The organism is Chitinophaga sp. 01L420, from assembly GCF_056399985.1.
Genome location: NZ_JBFTSK010000002.1, coordinates 244503 through 263522, shown reverse-complemented (window position 1 = coordinate 263522; position 19020 = coordinate 244503). Strand labels below are relative to the sequence as shown.

Sequence of the window (19020 nt, the reverse complement as noted above, 5' to 3'; positions counted from 1 at the left end):
TTTCAGAAAAACAAAAGGCCGGAAGCAACAAAGATAGGGAAAAGCAGCTGATAAGCCCCCCGGGATACCTGTGCTTATTACATAACCGGTAAAGGTTTCTTTTTAAATATATATTGGAGCTTGATGGACAGGGCATGAAATAGCATCTTTCCGTTGGCATTGCGTTCAATATAGTAACTGGCATTGTTCAGCTCCGCGGTTATTTCCTGCATTTGGTCCAGGTTGGCCAGTTTAGCGAGCTTGGCCGCAAAGTCCATTTCCTCCGGAGAAAAAGCCAGCAGGCTTTTGTCCAGGTATTGCAGTCGGAGGGTATGTTCCAGCAGGTTAATGAAGTAACGAAGAAACTGTTTCTGGTTTTCCCGTCCGGTTTTGGCGCTGGAAATACCTTCTATCCATTCCTGCAGGGCTACCCGGTTACCGGTAAATAAATGATTGAGCCAGCTGCGGAGTAACTCATGATAGTCGTCATCGGAATGTTGTAGCAGGTATAAGGCCTCCCGGTAGTTGCCCGCCGTGAGGGTGGCAATTTGCTGTGCCCGGGCAGCAGGTACCTTGCTTTTCACTTCCAACGCAGTAATCATATCCGCTTTTTCCAGCGGATTTATTTTAATAAGATGTGTTCTTGATAAGATGGTAGCTAATATTTGCTCCTGGTTTTCCGCTATCAGGATAAAAAGTGTGTTTTGAGGTGGCTCTTCAATCAGCTTCAACAGACGGTTACCCTCATTGCCCAGGTATTCCGGCATCCACATTACCAGGATTTTATACCCGCTCTCAAAACTTTTCAGGTTCAGTTTGTGGATAATGTCCTGGCACTCTGTAGCCGTAATATTCCCTTGTTTATTTTCGGCGCCTATAAACTGTAACCAGTCATAAGCGTTGCCATAAGGATGTGTTACCACAAATTCACGCCACTCAGTGATATAGTCTGTACTGACAGGTTTATCACCTGACTTACGTGGAATAACCGGGTAGGAGTAATGAATATCCGGATGAACAAACTGGGATGCTTTTGTACAGGCAGCACACTGCCCGCAGGCATCGTGCTCCTTTTTGTTTTCACAAACAAGATATTGTGTAAATGCCAATCCTAACGGAAGACCACCCGCACCTTCCGGAGCGAGTAGTATCATGGCATGACTAAGCCGGTTATGCTGAACGGATTGAATGAGCTGCTGCTTCACATCAGCTTGTCCTATGATATCTGAAAATAGCATGGGCGCAAGATAATGAAAAGGGGCTAATCGCGGTCACTGCAACGATACATAGCAGGCATTTTCAAAAGAGCCTCCACCAGTGATGGTCCGGTCATTTGCCATAAAAAAGAAGCTCCCGGAAATCGTTTGCGTCCTGGTATTTATTTTACGGATAATAATATTGGAAGTATCTGTGGTCAGAAAATCAAAGTTGCCGCTGTTATTTAAAAAAGCGGCAGCTACTAATCCTTTCTTTTGGGGACCAAGCCGGGAAAAGCGGAAAGTATCCAGGTGCAGACTATCATTCTTTATTGCATGCTCATCAAACATACCATCTGTAAGATTGAATACTATTTTAAAGGTGTCGGATATGGTTTCCATATTCAGGAATTTGTGACTACCACTATCCGTAGTTGATCGGAATATGATACTGTTGGTAAGACTCATTGCGCTACTGCGACCAGCTATGGTGGCAGTCATCTTCATCTCCGGACAGGAAAAGGATGGTCCATCTGCGTCGTTTTGACAAGCGGCAAAAAACAGGAAGAAGCTAGCCATGGCGGCTAATGGTAGTGTTTTCCGGCGGGGGATAAGTTGGTGTTTCATGAATACTGTTACACATTGTGAATAAAAACGACAGTGTACTTACGTTAACGTATATACGTTAACGCAAGCACCTGCAAAAATCTTATATACACAAAGTTGGCAACAGGATAATAAAGTGCTTACTACGACTATTTTTCTATCGCAGCAATAATTTCCGCAGACTCAGGTTGAGTTTTTGGAGAGAATACAGCCACCAGGTTTCCTTTTTCATCCAGCAGATATTTCTGAAAATTCCAGGTTACTTCGGCTGGTTCAAAGTGTTTGGCTTTGCTTTCCTCCAGCAGCCATTTGTACAGCGGATGGATATCAGCACCTTTTACAGATATTTTGGCGGCCATAGGAAAACTAACTGCATACTTTTTAGTGCAGAATTCCTGTATTTCCTTGTTGCTGCCGGGTTCCTGAGAGCCGAAGTTGTTAGCAGGAAAACCGATTATCACCAGTTTATCCTGGTATTTCTTATACAGTTTTTCCAGCCCTTCGTATTGTGGTGTGTTACCACAGAGGGATGCTGTATTTACAATTAATATCTTCTTTCCTTTGTATTTGGAGAAATCGATTTTTCCTCCGTCAACAGCATCTACTTTGAAGTCATAAAGATGGGATGAGGCAAAAAGCATAACAACTGATAGTATTGCTAACCTAAACATATAGACGTTTTTTTAAAGACTGATTAAAATGAACACCGAAAAGGCTGTACTTGTAAAGTTAGCATTCCCGCATCAAAAAAAAGGAAGTTTTTCCAAAGTGAGATTTTAGCGATCAGAAGTGGGGCGCCTGTTGCAAAAAGCAGTGTTTCCGGCAGGGAGGATCTTCTGAAGGCTTTATTGGCAGCTGATTGTTGGCTTTAACTCCAGGCATAGGCCAGGCAGCATATACTTACCCTGGCGCCGGCTTGTTGGAGGGCCATGCAGCACGCTTCGGTGGTGGCGCCCGTAGTAATAACATCATCGATCAGTAATACGTGTATTCCTGCCGGAAGGTTGCCATTGACTTTGAAGGCGGCGGCTACATTTTGCCAGCGGTCTGTCCTTCCTTTTTTGGTTTGGGTAGCCGTAAATTGCAGGCGCACAAGTGCAGCCGGATGCACGGGTAATGGTATGATCTGTGCGATGCCTCTGGCCAGTAGGGTGGCCTGGTTGTAGCCGCGCAGTTTTTCTTTGCGGGGAAACAAAGGCACGGGCACCAATATATCTATGTCTTTGATCCAGGAGCTGTCCTGTAGCTGATAGCCGGTTTGTTTACCCAGCCAGGTGGCTATATCTGGCCGTTGCCGGTATTTAAAACGATGAATAAGTTGCTGCATACCTGATGACTGGTTGTAGTAATAGGCTGCAGTAGCTTGCTGTACAACGACCCTGCCGTTAAATACGTTCGCTACCGGGTTGCCGGCGTACCGGTGGAAATGAGTAACGGGTAATGTTTGCACGCAACGGATACATAACAGTTCATCTGTTTGTTGCAGATCTGTGCCACAGAGTTCACAGCAATGCGGATAAAACAGGTGAACCAGTGGGGATAACAAACTGGTAAACATGGTTTGGGTTTTAAAGATATGGTTTGAATAGCGTTTTAAAATAATCGCTGGTATACTTCTTCCACTCTTCCTACCGCAATTACTTCAATATGGAATTTACTGAAATCAATTCCTTTTTTGTTGTAACGGGAGATAAATATTTTCTCGAAGCCGAGTTTTTCTGCTTCCGCTATCCTTTGTTCTATGCGGTTGACTGCTCTTATCTCACCGCTCAGCCCTACTTCTCCGGAAAAACAGATTTTAGGAGGGATGGCATTGTCTTCATAGGAAGAAAGCAATGAACATAATACTGCCAGGTCAATCGCGGGATCTTCTACCCTGATGCCACCGGCAATATTGAGGAATACATCTTTCACGCCGAAGTGGAATCCGCCTCGTTTTTCCAATACAGCCAGTAAGAGTTGTAACCTGCGCAGGTCGAAACCGGTAGCGGTGCGTTGCGGGGTACCATATACCGATTGTGTAACGAGTGCCTGTACTTCCACGAGGAGAGGACGCATGCCTTCCATGGTGGCAGAAATGGCTACACCGCTCAGCAGATCTTCCCGTTGTGAGATTAAAATTTCAGAGGGGTTAGTGACCTGCCGGAGTCCTGTTCCGGTCATCTCATAAATACCCAGTTCGGCGGTAGAGCCAAACCTGTTTTTGATGGTACGGAGGATGCGGTAGGCATAATGTTGGTCTCCTTCAAACTGCAGAACCGTATCCACCATGTGTTCCAGCACTTTTGGGCCGGCAATGGAGCCATCTTTGGTAATATGCCCGATGAGGAATACGGGGGTGTTACTTTCTTTGGCAAAACGTTGTAATTCTGCGGCAGTTTCCCTGATTTGAGATACACTACCGGGAGCTGATTCTATAAAAGGAGAGTGGAGTGTTTGAATAGAATCTACGATGACCAGTTGTGGCTGTAGTTTTTTTATTTCCTGGAAAATTGTTTGTGTAGATGTTTCCGTGAGCAGATAAAACTGTTCATTGGAATTTTGTATGCGGTCTGCCCGCATTTTTATCTGTTGTTCACTTTCTTCACCGCTGATGTAAAGTGTTTTAATATGCTTCAGTTGTAATGCATTCTGGAGGAAGAGCGTAGATTTTCCGATGCCGGGTTCTCCGCCCACCAATACCAGCGAACCCGCTACTATGCCGCCTCCCAGCACACGATTCAATTCGTTGTCGGGGGTTAATATCCTTTCTTCTTCTTGTGTAACTACCTCAGAAAGGTTAATGATTTTATGTGTGCGGGCAGTGGGAGCGTCGTTGTTTTTCCAGTCTTGTTGCTTTTGTGGAATATCTTTTTGCACTCTTTCTTCAACAAACGTATTCCATTCTCCGCAACTCGGACATTTTCCGTTCCATTTAGCTGATTCGTATCCACAATTCTGACAGAAAAAAGCAGTTCTTATTTTACTCATAATTTTTTTAAAGAGGATGCATACAAAGTAAATGGTTTTATACTTATTGCACCGAAATGATAAAAAGAGAAGCGATAAAAAGAGAGGAGAAAAGGTATAAAAAGAGAAAAGAGCCAAACGGAAGATTCCGCTGACTCTTTCTACTTACTAACCCATTAAATTCAGGTCTAAATTACAAAATGGCTTCAGAATAAAAAAGTTTATTTAATTGATGTGAATAACTTTTGAGCCATTTGCCCGATCTAACAAAGTGGCTGCCATCGCTTGTTTCAGGGGTTGTTTTTATCCAATATTACTTTCATTGGGTACTCGTAAAATGTTGATAAATAGGGTTGATGTTGATGATTTTTGCATATGAAAAATTACTAATAAGACACATTTTTTTAAATGACAAACAGACGCTTTTTGCGCTAAAAAAATAATATAAACGCCAAAATGGCAGTGTTAAATTTATAATTTTAAGACAAAAGGAAGGGATGGCAGACAAGTGCTAAATAAAACTTAAAAGGGGGGATCTGGTGAGATATTTGCGCCCCCTTTTTACCAAATTTTACATAATATGACACCTGGAATCATGTTTTTATCGCTGATTTTTGTGGGGATCAGTATGCTGGTAAGCTACGTACTCAAGAGTAAGTTCCAGGCTTACAGCCAAATACCCACCTCTTCCGGCCTTACCGGGAAGCAGATTGCAGATAAGATGCTGAAAGACAACCAGATATATGGCGTTCAGGTCCGGGAAACAGATGGTTTCCTGTCTGATCACTATAATCCGGCCGATAAAACCGTCAACCTCAGTTCTGATGTGTATAATGGCGCTAACGTAGCCGCGGCCGCGGTTGCTGCCCATGAGTGTGGGCATGCTGTTCAGCACGCAGCGGCCTATCCTTTCCTGGGGCTGCGGTCTAAGCTGGTTCCGATGGTACAGTTCAGCTCCAATATCGTTTCATGGGTATTACTGGCCGGTATTTTCCTTGTAAACCGTTTCCCGGAACTGCTCCTGGGGGGTATCATCCTTTTCGGTATTACCACCTTATTTGCCCTTATAACGCTGCCGGTGGAATTCGATGCCTCCCGGAGGGCACTCGCCTGGCTGGATAGCAGCCGGGTCATGAGAGCAGACGAACATGATAAGGCGAAGAACGCACTCTGGTGGGCAGCCATGACCTATGTGGTAGCCGCTCTGGCCTCCGTAGCTACCCTGTTCCAGTATATTCTCATTTATATGGGAGCCAGGAACAGAAACAACTAAAAAAGATATAATATACTTATATGATGAAGAGACGGCTACGGTCGTCTCTTTTTATTTTTATCATGTAATAAACTCTCCTTTAACATTTTGTTAAGAAAGTGAAAATATTTTTATATTTTTAAATCTTGGATTGTTAATTCAGCCAATTTTATAGTGCTTGCTTGTGTAAAATGTACTGTGAGTGCATTGCTTGTGTTTTTTGCTTAAATGATAAGGCCCAAAATTACCTCATCGACCAAATGTGTATTAAACTGCTGTTCATAACTCAAAATCTAAACTAAGAACCATGTTGCGATTCTACTCGATGGTGGGCATGTTGCTGTTCCTATGCAGTACCTTGACATTTGCCCAGTCAAGACAAATTACTGGTAGGGTTACAGACCAGAAAGATGGTAGCGGTCTGCCCGGCGTTACTGTGAAAGTAAAAGGAACCTCTAATGGTACGGTAACTAATCCCAATGGCAGTTATAAGCTCGACATCTCAGGCCAGGGAATATCATTAATCTTTTCTTTTGTCGGTTATAGTGATCAAGAGATAGCTGTAGGTAATCAGAATGTAGTTAATGTAAACCTCACTGTAGGAAATAAAGACCTCTCAGAGGTAATAGTAGTAGGTTATGGTACTCAGTCCAAACAAACGTTAACAGGTTCGGTAACAAAACTATCTGCTAAAGAAATAGAAAACCAGCCAGTAGTGAGTTTCGAATCAGCGATACAAGGTAAAGCTCCCGGTGTGGTGGTTGAATCAGGAAGTGGTAAATTAGGCCAGGCTATTAAAATACGTATCCGTGGTACTTCTTCCATTTCAGCCAACAGCCAGCCCCTATATGTATTGGATGGTGTTCCGATACAATCAACCAGTTTGTCGGATATCAATAATGATGACACAAACCCATTGGCAGACATTAATCCCAATGATATTGAATCTGTAGAAGTACTAAAAGACGCTGCTGCCTCTGCCATATATGGTGCACGTGCTTCGAATGGAGTAGTATTGATTACTACGAAAAAAGGAAAATCGGGAGAAAAAACAAGAATTGAACTGAATGCCAGCTCTAGCTGGGGGAAACCTACCCGCAAGAGAGGTTTTCTGAATGCTAAGCAATATGTAGACCTGCTGACAGAAAGAGCGAAAAATGATGCTAAAACAGGTGTTGAGGTTGGTGATTTTGCTACTGAAGCAGAGGCACTAGACTTTTTCATGAATGACCAGTTTAATGGTGTTGTTCCCGCTTTCAAAAGCTTATCAAAAGGTACGGACTGGCGGAATAATGCCGTGAATACAAATTGGGAAGACCTTTCATTCAGAAATGCAGCTCCCAGTCAACAACTCGATTTATCTGCTTCAGGTGGGAATGATAAAACAAGGTTTTTTATATCAGGCTACTTTGCTAACCAGAATGCGATTGTTATTAATAATAACTTCAAGAGATATGGTGGCCGTTTAAACTTGGACCATAAAGCCACTGATAAGTTGTCTTTTGGCGTAAACCTGGCGGTAAGTCGCACGGAGCTTGACCGCATAAGTAATGATAATACATTATCTACTCCGGGAGAATTAGTAGCATTATCGCCCATTACTCCTGAGCGTGATTCTACAGGAAAAATTACCCGCAGAAGTACCTATGCAAACGGATTATATGATGCGCAGTTTAATACGAATACATTGGTTACTTTCAGAACAGTTGGTAACGTTTTCCTGAATTATAAATTTCTTCCCTCTCTTACATTCAGATCAGAATTGGGTACAGATATCCTGAATATGAATGAAGATCAATATATAGGTAAACTGGCATCTGATGGAGTGAGCACTGGCGGTGGTGCCTCAGCCAGCATTAACCAGAATGTAGTTTTAAATACCAATAACTATTTTACTTACGCCCCTACTATCAGTGCTGATCATACATTTTCTGCCACAGTTGGGATGAGTTATTTGCAAAATAATTTCTACGCCGCCAGTTCTAATGGTCAGAATTTCCCATCAGATTTGTTGAAAAATATAGCAGCAGCAGCTACTATCACTGCAGGATCTTCTGAAACGCAGAAGTATACTTTCTTGTCATATTTCCTGCGTGCCAATTATGCCTATAAAAATAAATACCTGGCCTCTTTCAGTGTGAGAGCGGATGGATCTTCCCGTTTCGGACCTAATAACCGTTATGGTACATTTCCTGCGGGGTCTTTGGGCTGGGTAGTTTCTGAAGAAGATTTCCTGAAAGGAAACAGTGTACTGAATTATCTGAAAATCAGAACCAGCTATGGCTTAACAGGTAATGCTGAAATTGGGAACAACCGCTTTCTCACGCTGCTGGAACCTACGAACTATCCTGGCTTACCAGGCTTCAGACCACTGCGCATTGGTAATGCCGATCTCAAATGGGAAAAAACCGGACAGTTTGATGTAGGCGTTGAATTTGGGCTCCTGGATAACCGCATCAGTGGTGAAGTAGACTACTATAACAAACAGACATCCGACCTGTTATTACAGGCGAATGTGCCATATATGTCCGGTTATACCTTTCAGTATAAGAACATTGGAAATATGTCTAATAAAGGTATCGAAATAGGTCTGACTACACGTAATATTGTTTCAAGGAATTTCAACTGGACCACCAATCTGAATCTTGCGTATAATAAAAACCTGGTAAAAGATATTAAAGGACAAATTATTGAAAGCCCTAACGGAGAACAACGTGCCGTTGAAGGAGAACCCATCGGTGCTTTCTTTATGGTTAAATATGCAGGTGTAGATCCACAAACAGGAGATCCGTTATACCTGGATAAAGATGGTAAAACAACCAAAGATTTTGCACAAGGAGAACGTCAGGTAGTGGGTAAATCTAACCCCGACTGGACTGGTGGATTCACCAATACTTTCTCTGCTTATGGATTTGACCTCAGTGTTTTCTTCACCTTCGTACAAGGTAATAATATTTACAATCGTGCTGGTATCTATATGTCCAGTGGCTTTGCAAATGGATTGGATAACCAGACCACTGAAGTTTTGGACAGATGGCAAAAACCAGGCGATATCACGAACGAACCACGTTTATCCGGATATTACCTGAATGGTGTTTCTGAAACTTCTACCCGTTGGTTATATGATGGATCTTACATCCGTTTGAAATCTCTGACACTTGGTTATAACCTTCCAAAGAAAGCATTGAGTGCCCTGCACATTTCCAACCTGCGCTTTTATGTAGCTGGATTTAATTTGTGGACCAAGACCAAATACATTGCTGATCCGGAAATCAATACAGATGTAACAGGAAATATTGCAGGTGGGGTTGATTTTTATACTGTACCACAGGCAAAACAAGTAACAGTAGGATTAAATGTTAAATTCTAAACCAGCCTGTTGTAATTCATTATTTAAAAAGTAAACACATGAAATCACATATCAGAAATATCAGTATTTGCATCATGGCCGCAAGCCTGGCAGTATTGACGGCTTGTAATAAAAACCTGGATGTGGTACCAGGTAAGCAAATCACACCTGATCAAATCGAGACGGAAGGTGATGTGATAGCGGTATTGTCCGGATCTTATCTTAATATGGCGAACGCAGAGGCTTTCGGTGAACGGTACCTGCTGATCCCGGATCTGTTGGCGGATGAAGGCGAAATTAATTTTGGAGGAACATTTCTGACCTATAAACAAATACAGAATAAAACTCAGACAAAAAGCCATTCCATTCCTGAGAGTATGTGGAAAAGAGGTTTTTTTATCATCAATAATGTAAACCTGGTGATAAGCAAAATAGACCTTGTGTCTAAGGCTAAACAGCCAGCTACAATTGCAGAGGCTAAGTTTCTTAGGGCGATGGTTAATTTTAATCTGACGAACTTTTTTGGTAAGCCGTATTCAGCAGGAAATGTAACAAGTAATCTTGCTGTACCATTAATGTTGGAGCCGGTTAGTTCTGATGCGGATTTGCCTAAATCCTTCGGTGCACGTGCTACTGTGGATGTAATGTATAAGCAGGTAGAAGCTGATCTTATAGAAGCGTATAAAAATCTGCCTAAAACTAACGGAACCAGGGCAACTAAATATGCCGCTTTTGCTATCCTATCAAGAGTATATCTGGCTGAAGGAAGATATGCAGATGCAGCTGCCATGGCAGATTCAGTTATTTCCAGTGGAGCTTACGGGCTTACCACCACTTTCCCTGCAGCCTTTAATAATGCAGTCAACTCTATAGAAGATGTATTTGCTATTCAGGAAACTGACCAGAGCAATGCCGGCACCGTAAATGCTGGTATAGCTACTTTCTATAGTACGAATGGGAGAGGAGATATTACAGTAGATACATCTACGTTAGGAAACTATGAAGAGGATGATGTACGCAAATCCTTTTTCTATGAAGGAGAAGGTAATAACACAGCAGGGTTTTATACTAATAAATGGGAATTGCAGGCTAAAAATATTCCTATTGTAAGACTGGCAGAATTGCTTCTTACACGTGCAGAGGGTAACCTGAGAGCAGGAACAGTGATAGGGGAAACGCCGTTGAACGATATTAATGCAGTAAGAAGACGCTCAAATGCCAGCATCTTAGCTGCCGTTACTGCAAATATTGCCGTGCAGGAAAGATTACGCGAACTGTCTTTCGAAGGCGATAAATTCTTTACTTACAAGCGTTTGAAAATGGATTTCGGCACTCGTAAGTATGATGATAATAAAATGATACTTCCCATTCCACAGCGTGAAACGGATGTAAACTCCAAACTCACGCAGAATGAAGGATATTAATTATGAATTAATGTAATATTTTAAAAGCGCACCTGCCTTTTTTAGGGCAGGTGCGCTTTTTTTAGGGAGTGATATGATGAAAAAAACTTTTGTTAACCTTTTTACAAACGCTGTTAATAACTTTTATACAAATTTTTTATTGAAAATCAATCTATTACAAAGGTGCCCCGGAAAAAAGTGTCCAAAATGTATTGTTATTAAGATTGTGCAATGTACCTTTGCACTCCTCATAATGGGGAATTGTTTACAAGACGTAATTTTTATCGTATACAACAATGAATACATTAAGTTTCAGAACTAAATCGGCTAACGACGCTTACGTAAAGCGTGACTGGCATATAGTAGATGCTACCAACCTGACTCTGGGAAGAGTTGCAGCTAAAATGGCGGCTATCTTAAGAGGTAAAAACAAGCCTTACTATACGCCTCATACTGATTGTGGTGATTATATCATCGTAATCAATGCAGAAAAGATTGCTTTAACCGGCAACAAAATGCAGGAGAAAGAATATATGCACTACACTGGTTTCCCAGGTGGTCAGAGAATCGAGTTGGCTAAGGATCTGATCCGTCGCCGTCCTGAGGTGTTGATCGAAAAGGCTGTTAAAGGCATGTTGCCTAAAAACCGTCTGGGCCGTGCGATGTACAAAAAATTATTTGTATATGCTGGTGCTGAACATCCTCATGCTGCGCAGAAACCACAACCTTTAACTTTCTAATTTTTCTCTGATACATGGAAAAGCAAAAAAATACAATAGGTCGTCGTAAGGAAGCTGTTGCCCGTGTTTACATCAACAAGGGTACCGGTAACATTACTGTTAACGACAAAGATTATAAAAACTACTTTTCTTTGATCTACCTGCAAAATCAGGTGGAACTGCCTTTCAAAACTATCGAAGCACTCGATAAATTTGACGTGAAAGTGAACGCACAGGGTGGTGGTATCAAAGGTCAGGCAGAAGCAATTAAGCTGGGTATTGCCCGTGCTCTTTGCGAAGTGAACATCGAGTTCCGTCCCGCACTGAAAGCTGCTGGTCTGCTGAAACGTGATCCACGTGGAGTTGAACGTAAGAAACCAGGTAAAGCAAAAGCAAGAAGAAGCTTCCAGTTCTCTAAACGCTAATATTTGAGCAGTTAGCCATTAGCCGTTAGCCTTTAGCTAATTGCTGGACGCTAACCGCCAAGAGCTAAACATTATTTGATCCTTTTAATTGAGCAATATAAACATGGAAAATAATACCTCATTGCAGCAGCAGTTACTGGAGGCAGGTGTTCACTTCGGTCACCTGAAGAAAAAGTGGAATCCCAAGATGCTGCCTTATATTTTCGCAGAAAAGAAAGGTATTCATATCATTGATCTGAACAAAACCGTAGAAGGATTACAGGAAGCAGCAGCTGCCCTGAAATCTATCGCTAAAAGCGGCAAAAAGATCATGTTCGTTGCTACTAAAAAGCAAGCGAAAGAAATCGTAGCAGATGCTGCGCGTAACATCAACATGCCTTTCGTTACTGAAAGATGGTTAGGTGGTATGCTCACTAACTTCTCTACGATCCGTAAGAGTGTTAAGAAAATGCAGAGCATTGAAAAAATGCTGCAGGACGGTACATTCGACAACATCACCAAGAAAGAACGTCTTACTTTAAGCCGCGATAAAGAGAAAATGGAGAAAGTGCTGGGTGGTATTGCCCAACTGGCACGTGTACCAGCTGCGCTGTTTATGGTTGATATCAGCCACGAACACATTGCACTGGCGGAAGCTAAGCGTCTGGGTATCTCTACCTTCGGTATGGTGGATACTAACTCCGATCCTACTAAAGTAGATTTCGCTATCCCGGCGAATGACGATGCTACTAAATCTATCGCTATCATCACCAGCTACATTTGCGCAGCTATCGCTGAAGGTCTTTCTGAAAGAGCTACAGAGAAATCTGAAGAAGTAGAGGAAGAAGAAGAAGCAGACGACAAAGGACGCAAGTTCGATGTTGAAGGCGGTGAAGATCGTGAAAGAGGTCGTAAACCAGGTGCACCAGGTGGTGGACGTGGTCAAGGCGGTCCAGGTGGCGCTAACCGTGGTGGTCCAGGCGGCGGCGGTCGTGGTCCAGGTGGCCAGGGCGGCGGTGCTAACCGTGGCGGTGGTGCAGGTGGAAACCGTGGTGGCGGTGCAGCAGGCGGACAACGTCGTCCATCTGGCGCTGGCGGCGGTGGTCCTAGAAAACCAGGCGGCGGAAGATAATCATTAAGCTTTTAGCTATTAGCCTTTAGCTTTTAGTAAATGCAGCGGAGATAACATAAAATGTTCTTCACAGCATTTACTAAAAGCTAAAGGCTAATAGCTAAAAGCTGGTCATAAATTTTTACAACAATTAAACTAATTATAGCTCATGGCAACAATTACAGCAGCTGATGTAAATAAACTGCGTCAGCAAACTGGTGCTGGTATGATGGATTGCAGAAAGGCACTGGTAGAAAGTGATGGTGATTTTGAACAAGCAGTAGACTACCTGCGTAAGAAAGGTCAGAAAGTGGCTGCATTACGTTCCGATCGTGAAACCAAAGAAGGCGTTATCATCGCTAAAACAGCAGCTGATGGTAAATCCGGTGTTATCGTAGGTCTGGGTTGTGAAACTGACTTCGTTGCTAAAAACGAAGACTTCGTAAAATTTGCACAGTCTATCGTTGATCTGGCACTGACCAGCGGTATCAAAACCGTTGAAGATCTGAACGCTGCTCCTCTGGACGGCGCTACAGTAGCTGATAAAGTAAACGATCAGGTAGCAAAAATCGGTGAAAAAATCACCCTCAATAAATTCGAATTCGTTGAAGCTGGTAGCGTAACCGCTTACATTCACGGTAACTTCCGCATGGGTGTACTGGTAGCTTTCTCTAAACCTGTTTCTGAAGAAGTAGGTAAAGATATCGCTATGCAGATCGCAGCTATGAACCCTATCGCAGTTGATGCGGATGGTGTTCCTGCTGAACTGATCGCCCGCGAAAAAGAAATCGCTGTTGAACAAGTGAAAGCTGAAGGCAAACCTGCTGAAATGGCTGAGAAAATTGCTGCCGGTAAAGTAAATAAATTCTTCAAAGAAAGCACCCTGCTGCCACAGGCTTTCGTTAAGGACAACAACAAGTCCGTAGCGGATTACCTGAAATCAGTAGATGCTGATCTGAAAGTGGTTGGCTTTAAGCGAATCGCTTTAGGTTAAGAAAAACATATCGAAAAAAAGGAGAGAATTCGTTTCTCTCCTTTTTTTTGCGCATAACTAATCATACACTTTAACCCACAGGAAACAGGCAATAAAAAAGGCATTTTTTCCTTCATTTCCTCCTTTCTGCATTTAAGTTGTATATTAGAATACCGTAAACCAGATTAGGAAATCACAATCTTACAATATTTTATAGCGTCATGTTGCCAAAGTATAAGCGTATTTTGCTCAAATTGAGCGGTGAGGCCCTCATGGGGGATGCAAATTATGGTATTGATCCGAAGGTGATAACACAGTACGCCTACGATATTAAGGCGGTTACCGACCTCGGGGTACAGGTAGCCATCGTAATTGGCGGAGGTAATATCTACCGCGGTATGAATGAAGCCGAAACAGGCATTGAAAGAGCACAAGGCGATTACATGGGAATGCTCGCAACAGTGATCAATGGTATGGCGCTGCAAAGTGGATTGGAAAGAGTTGGTCTTTACACCCGCCTGCAATCTGCCATCAAAATGGAACAAATCGCTGAACCTTATATCCGCCGCCGCGCTATCCGCCACGTAGAAAAAGGTCGTGTTGTGATTTTTGGTGGAGGTACCGGTAACCCGTACTTTACCACTGATACCGCTGCTTCCCTGCGCGCTATAGAAATTCAGGCCGATGTAATCCTTAAAGGAACCCGCGTAGATGGTATCTATACAGCAGATCCTGAAAAAGATAAAACAGCCACCCGCTACGAAACCATTACTTTCTCAGAAGTATATCAGAAATCCCTCAACGTGATGGATATGACAGCATTTACCCTTTGCCAGGAAAATAAACTGCCTATCATCGTGTTTGATATGAACCGCCAGGGTAATCTCCTGAACGTTATCATGGGTAAAAATGTTGGTACTTTAGTGAAAGGATAATTTAGCTTTTAGCAGTTAGCTTTTAGCTTTTAGCAAAAATGCAGCGAAGAACATATATTATGTTTCTCGCTGCATTTTTGCTAAAAGCTAAAAGCTAAAAGCTATTACTTCAGTATTCCCTTCATCGCTGTAAACGGCACAAACAACGTTACCTGCCCCAAAGCATAAGGACCTATCTCGTAAGGTACATAGCTGAAAGCAACACCTTTACCGGTAACAATCATATTATTATTAGGTGGAATGCTCTTTACCAACAGATTCTGATCCAGTGCTTCTTCTTCACTCATGTGAAACCTGTCTTTGAAAGCTTTGTCCAGTAAGGCACTCAGCGTTTCTTTATAACCAGGTTTGAAAATATCATCGGGTGTAAGCACCTTCCGTTTAGACAGATCCAGCGTTTTATAAGTGGCGCCCCAATTGCCATGTGCGCCGCCAGTAAAATCATAAGCATACTTCTCTATCACCAGCAATGGCCAGGTATTGTACACCACCTTTGTATCATTGTCTGTAGTCCAGTTCCACGACATCGCCTCAGATGCATCACTGAATTCACTGCTATCCGCATCTTTGGCAGATACCCGATAGCTAAGGATAAACGAGTCAATTCCTCTTTTCAGATACTGCTGCGGACTTTTGAAATGACTACCACCAGTCACCTGCTGAATGATGAAGTTTGCAATGGTGGAGTCTACCAGGGAATCAGGCCATATCACACTCCCGGAAACGGTTCCTATCGGTGATTTCGGAAAGGAAGGTATCAGTTTGGCAGAGTCTATCTGGTAAAACACCTGTAATGGTACGGCTTTCTTCAGGTCCGTATGAAATTCAAAATGATAGGAAGTACCGTTACCATGCCATACTCCCTTGAATCTCCCATCATCAGAGAGATATCCGCTGAACAACCGGTCTTCCGCACTGTTACTGGTTTCTTCATAAATGTTGACCAGGTTGGAATCCAGGGTACCCCATAGTGCAATGGGCCGTCCTATGCTGTCGTCACTATAGTAGCCACGAAACAGGTTCGGCGCGGTTTTCAGTAATTGCATGGTAATTTCTTTTTCACCTAGTTTACCTTTCAGCTGTGTATAAAACAGGGGAGTAGACACCAATGGGACAATGATATCAGCAGTATTACCGGTAGCACTACTGTCTTTTTCATTGCGCGTATGGCAGGATAGCAGCGCGACAGTCATCAGTAATACCCAAAATGAAACTCTTTTCATAGTATGATTTATATCAGATCCGTCAAAATTACTATTATCCTTCCATACCTTTGATGACCCGTTTGAACCAATAAAATTAACAGACCATGTTGAACCAGAAAATAGCTGATTTACGGAAAGATTATAAGCTGGCGTCCCTGGATGAAAGCGAGATAGCACCCTATCCTTTAGCACAATTCGGGAAGTGGTGGGACGATGCTATCCATAGCGAAATAGATGAAGCCAATGCCATGACCCTGGCAACCAGCACGCCGGACGGGCATCCTTCGGCACGAATTGTATTACTGAAAAGCTTTGATGAAGATGGATTTTTGTTTTTCACTAACTATGAAAGCCGCAAGGGACAGGAACTGGCAGAGAATCCACATGTTACGCTGCTGTTCTTCTGGCGGGAGCTGCAAAGACAGGTTCGTATAGAGGGCACCGTTAGTAAAGCGCCGGTAGCGATCAGTAATGAGTATTATAACAGCCGTCCATTAGGTAGCAGAATAAGTGCCATCGTTTCGCCTCAAAGCAAGGTCATTCCGGGCAGATCTTTCCTGGAGGAACAGGTAGACCAGGAGACCGCAAAATATCAGCAAGAAGACCCTCAGAGACCCGATTATTGGGGTGGTTACGTAGTGAAGCCTCAGGGGATAGAATTCTGGCAGGGTAGAAGTAGTCGCCTGCACGACCGGATTTTGTATACTTTAACAGCGGATGGTAGCTGGAAAATAGAGCGCCTGGCACCCTGATGTAAGCGTAAAGCAAAAAGCTATTGAAGCGAATGATCCAAGCGGGTATTAACCTTTTGCTTTAATTATTCGCTTCAATAGCTTTTTGCTTTTAGCCTTATGCTTTATGCTTATGCCTTTGGTGCAGCTGTAGCGGCAGTCTTGGCTGCAGTATTTTTTCTTGTTTTAGCAGATCTTACTTTACCGAAAGATCCACTAAAGATCTTACCTTTTTTGGTTTTGATATCTCCTCTACCCATAACGAATAATTTGAAGTTTGTTGTTTATTAAATATGATGTTATCAGGCTGCAAATTACTGTAATTCGATGAAATTGTATAGTGCCGGCCGTTTGATATAAAAAAAAAGCAAGAAACATGATTGTTCCTTGCTTGAATAAGTTGTGCTAACTGATTAGAGCTTGTCGGATAAAGCTTTACCAGCCTTGAACTTAGCAACTTTCTTAGCCTTGATCTTGATGATCTGACCGGTTTGTGGGTTTCTACCGTTACGTGCAGCACGTTTAGAAACGGAGAAAGTACCGAAACCAACCAAAGTTACTTTGCCACCTTTTTTCAGGGTATCAGCAACTGCTTTGGTGAAAGAATCCAGAGCTTCGTTAGCTTGGGTTTTGGTAATAGCTGCATCTTTAGCAAGCTTGTCGATTAATTCGGCTTTGTTCATAGTTAGTAAGATTTAACTAGTGAAAAAATGTTTGATGTGAGCAAATATAGCGCGTTTTATCAGATTACCAAATTTTTTACAAATTTTTTATAGAAAAATTTATCGGCTGAAAAACGCTACTGGTAACGGTTACAGCTGATTGACCTGATCCGTGCTAAAGTAGTGAGCTTTAGCAGGATCTTGTAGAACCCTGCACCGTGGCATGTTTGCCTGTTTTTTTACTATTAACGCGGCTTTAAACCAAGTATTGTACCAAAGTCCGGATGCCTTGAAAATAGTGGATTTCCTGTGGATAAGTTTAGTCAAGATCCCTTACTTAAATCACCTCCATAATGGTTGTAAAGGCAATAAAACGATCCCCGAAAATAGCATACGCACTTTCCCGGAGCCCTTGTTGGTGCCTTTCTGAGAAGATATTGTACTGTTCCAGGCTATCCGCAAAATATTGTATTACATAAGTAGGCCCTTCTGTATCGTCCTGCTCCAGTAACCGGCTCATACGGTAATCACTAAACAATCCCGTGGCCATAATAGCCGGAATCTGCGACTCCCTCATCCATTGTAGCCACTGAAACTCCCTGTCTGTGGCCACTTTCGTGGTTACATTGTATATAATCATATTAAATTGGGCTTGTTCTCAAATGCTTATATGGCCAGCTCCACAAACACCGGACAATGGTCAGAATGCTTTACCTGCTGGTATATAGTGGCATGTTTAAGCTGTTCTTTCAGGGGCGCTGTAACATTGATGTAATCTATACGCCAGCCCTTGTTATTGTTCCTGGCATTGGCCCGGAAGCTCCACCAGCTGTATTGATGTGGGTCTGTATTAAAATGACGGAAGCTGTCTACGAAGCCACTCTCAAAGAAACGGTCCATCCAGGCCCGTTCTTCAGGCAAAAAGCCGGTAGAATTTTTATTGCTCACCGGATCATGTATATCTATCGGCTTGTGGCAAATGTTGTAATCGCCGCATACCACGAGCTTTGGACGGGTTTTCTTTAACTCATCGAGGTACTTGAAAAACTCTTCCAGCCACTGGTATTTATAGGTCTGTCTGATATCCCCGCTAGTCCCGGAAGGGAAGTAGGTATTGATCAGGGTAATATCGCCGAAATCCAGCCTTATAAAGCGGCCTTCTGTGTCACTCTGTTCATGACCATTACCATATTGTACAAAGTCGGGCTTAATACGTGTCAGCACCGCCACTCCACTATATCCCTTCTTTTGTGCAGGATACCAGTAATGTTCATAACCCAGCTTCTCAAATTGGGCAAAGTCGATGTTTTCCTGGTGAGCTTTGATTTCCTGCAGGCAGATAATATCGGCAGGATCTGATTGTAACCATTCGGTGAACCCCTTAGTCATGGCTGACCTCAGGCCGTTTACATTGTAAGATATGATTCGCATTAGCTTTTGGCTTTTAGCTTTTAGCTTTTAGCAAAATGCAGCGGATCTGTTGCATTTTGCTAAAAGCCAGCAGCTATTTAATCTAATATTTTGGTCTGCTTAACTATTCGCGTTA

At 42.7% G+C, this 19020-nt stretch carries 19 protein-coding genes; 9 read left to right on the top strand and 10 right to left on the bottom strand.

What is annotated here, in order from left to right; all coding sequences use genetic code 11:
- Nucleotides 1-77 precede the first annotated feature (77 nt).
- From AC1DP6_RS02850 to radA, 5 genes are all read right to left on the bottom strand, one after another.
- A complete protein-coding gene (locus tag AC1DP6_RS02850) occupies nt 78-1217 on the bottom strand; it encodes a DNA polymerase III subunit (RefSeq protein ID WP_477053483.1) in 1140 nt (379 codons plus the stop codon).
- 33 nt (nt 1218-1250) lie between these two features.
- Nucleotides 1251-1802, bottom strand: coding sequence for a hypothetical protein (locus AC1DP6_RS02845; RefSeq protein ID WP_477053482.1), 552 nt, complete (start codon nt 1800-1802; stop codon nt 1251-1253).
- A gap of 128 nt (nt 1803-1930) precedes the next feature.
- The gene (locus AC1DP6_RS02840; protein ID WP_477053481.1) at nt 1931-2452 is read right to left on the bottom strand and encodes a glutathione peroxidase; all 522 of its coding nucleotides are present in this window, start codon (nt 2450-2452) and stop codon (nt 1931-1933) included.
- Nucleotides 2453-2649: 197 nt separating this feature from the next.
- Complete coding sequence (locus tag AC1DP6_RS02835) at nt 2650-3339, bottom strand: ComF family protein (protein WP_477053480.1); 690 nt, start codon at nt 3337-3339, stop codon at nt 2650-2652.
- A 35-nt stretch (nt 3340-3374) separates the two neighbouring features.
- On the bottom strand, nt 3375-4751 hold the full coding sequence (radA, locus tag AC1DP6_RS02830; RefSeq protein ID WP_133807701.1) for a DNA repair protein RadA: 1377 nt from the start codon (nt 4749-4751) through the stop codon (nt 3375-3377).
- 559 nt (nt 4752-5310) lie between these two features.
- Here radA and AC1DP6_RS02825 point away from each other — a divergent pair.
- The 8 genes from AC1DP6_RS02825 to pyrH all read left to right on the top strand — a co-directional run bounded on the left by AC1DP6_RS02825 (nt 5311) and on the right by pyrH (nt 14876).
- Nucleotides 5311-6003, top strand: a complete 693-nt coding sequence (locus AC1DP6_RS02825) for a zinc metallopeptidase (RefSeq protein WP_477053479.1) — start codon at nt 5311-5313, stop codon at nt 6001-6003.
- 286 nt (nt 6004-6289) lie between these two features.
- On the top strand, nt 6290-9352 hold the full coding sequence (locus AC1DP6_RS02820) for a SusC/RagA family TonB-linked outer membrane protein (protein ID WP_477053478.1): 3063 nt from the start codon (nt 6290-6292) through the stop codon (nt 9350-9352).
- A 38-nt stretch (nt 9353-9390) separates the two neighbouring features.
- The gene (locus AC1DP6_RS02815; RefSeq protein ID WP_477053477.1) at nt 9391-10755 is read left to right on the top strand and encodes a RagB/SusD family nutrient uptake outer membrane protein; all 1365 of its coding nucleotides are present in this window, start codon (nt 9391-9393) and stop codon (nt 10753-10755) included.
- A gap of 275 nt (nt 10756-11030) precedes the next feature.
- Complete coding sequence (gene rplM, locus AC1DP6_RS02810; protein WP_079471351.1) at nt 11031-11474, top strand: 50S ribosomal protein L13; 444 nt, start codon at nt 11031-11033, stop codon at nt 11472-11474.
- A 14-nt stretch (nt 11475-11488) separates the two neighbouring features.
- The gene (rpsI, locus tag AC1DP6_RS02805) at nt 11489-11878 is read left to right on the top strand and encodes a 30S ribosomal protein S9 (protein ID WP_079471350.1); all 390 of its coding nucleotides are present in this window, start codon (nt 11489-11491) and stop codon (nt 11876-11878) included.
- Between the two features lie 103 nt (nt 11879-11981).
- Nucleotides 11982-12989 (top strand): 30S ribosomal protein S2, encoded by a 1008-nt coding sequence (gene rpsB / locus AC1DP6_RS02800; protein ID WP_477053476.1) that lies wholly within the window; start codon nt 11982-11984, stop codon nt 12987-12989.
- Between the two features lie 148 nt (nt 12990-13137).
- Nucleotides 13138-13962 carry a translation elongation factor Ts gene (gene tsf / locus AC1DP6_RS02795; protein WP_477053475.1) on the top strand — a complete coding sequence of 275 codons (825 nt, stop codon included), beginning with the start codon at nt 13138-13140 and terminating at the stop codon, nt 13960-13962.
- A 200-nt stretch (nt 13963-14162) separates the two neighbouring features.
- Nucleotides 14163-14876 (top strand): UMP kinase, encoded by a 714-nt coding sequence (pyrH, locus tag AC1DP6_RS02790; RefSeq protein WP_133807696.1) that lies wholly within the window; start codon nt 14163-14165, stop codon nt 14874-14876.
- 104 nt (nt 14877-14980) lie between these two features.
- Here pyrH and AC1DP6_RS02785 read toward each other — a convergent pair whose 3' ends face one another.
- Complete coding sequence (locus tag AC1DP6_RS02785) at nt 14981-16099, bottom strand: DUF3298 and DUF4163 domain-containing protein (RefSeq protein ID WP_477053474.1); 1119 nt, start codon at nt 16097-16099, stop codon at nt 14981-14983.
- A gap of 86 nt (nt 16100-16185) precedes the next feature.
- Between AC1DP6_RS02785 and pdxH the strand changes: the two genes are divergently transcribed.
- Entirely contained in the window at nt 16186-16833 is a 648-nt protein-coding gene (pdxH, locus tag AC1DP6_RS02780) for a pyridoxamine 5'-phosphate oxidase (RefSeq protein WP_477053473.1), read from the top strand.
- A 110-nt stretch (nt 16834-16943) separates the two neighbouring features.
- On the opposite strand, the gene AC1DP6_RS02775 is transcribed toward pdxH, so the two are convergent.
- The 4 genes from AC1DP6_RS02775 to AC1DP6_RS02760 all read right to left on the bottom strand — a co-directional run bounded on the left by AC1DP6_RS02775 (nt 16944) and on the right by AC1DP6_RS02760 (nt 18905).
- On the bottom strand, nt 16944-17072 hold the full coding sequence (locus tag AC1DP6_RS02775) for a 30S ribosomal protein THX (protein WP_331957710.1): 129 nt from the start codon (nt 17070-17072) through the stop codon (nt 16944-16946).
- 153 nt (nt 17073-17225) lie between these two features.
- Nucleotides 17226-17495, bottom strand: coding sequence for an HU family DNA-binding protein (locus tag AC1DP6_RS02770; RefSeq protein WP_029465307.1), 270 nt, complete (start codon nt 17493-17495; stop codon nt 17226-17228).
- A 316-nt stretch (nt 17496-17811) separates the two neighbouring features.
- Complete coding sequence (locus AC1DP6_RS02765) at nt 17812-18114, bottom strand: DUF4286 family protein (protein WP_477053472.1); 303 nt, start codon at nt 18112-18114, stop codon at nt 17812-17814.
- Between the two features lie 26 nt (nt 18115-18140).
- Nucleotides 18141-18905 (bottom strand): exodeoxyribonuclease III, encoded by a 765-nt coding sequence (locus AC1DP6_RS02760; protein WP_477053471.1) that lies wholly within the window; start codon nt 18903-18905, stop codon nt 18141-18143.
- Nucleotides 18906-19020: the final 115 nt, after the last annotated feature.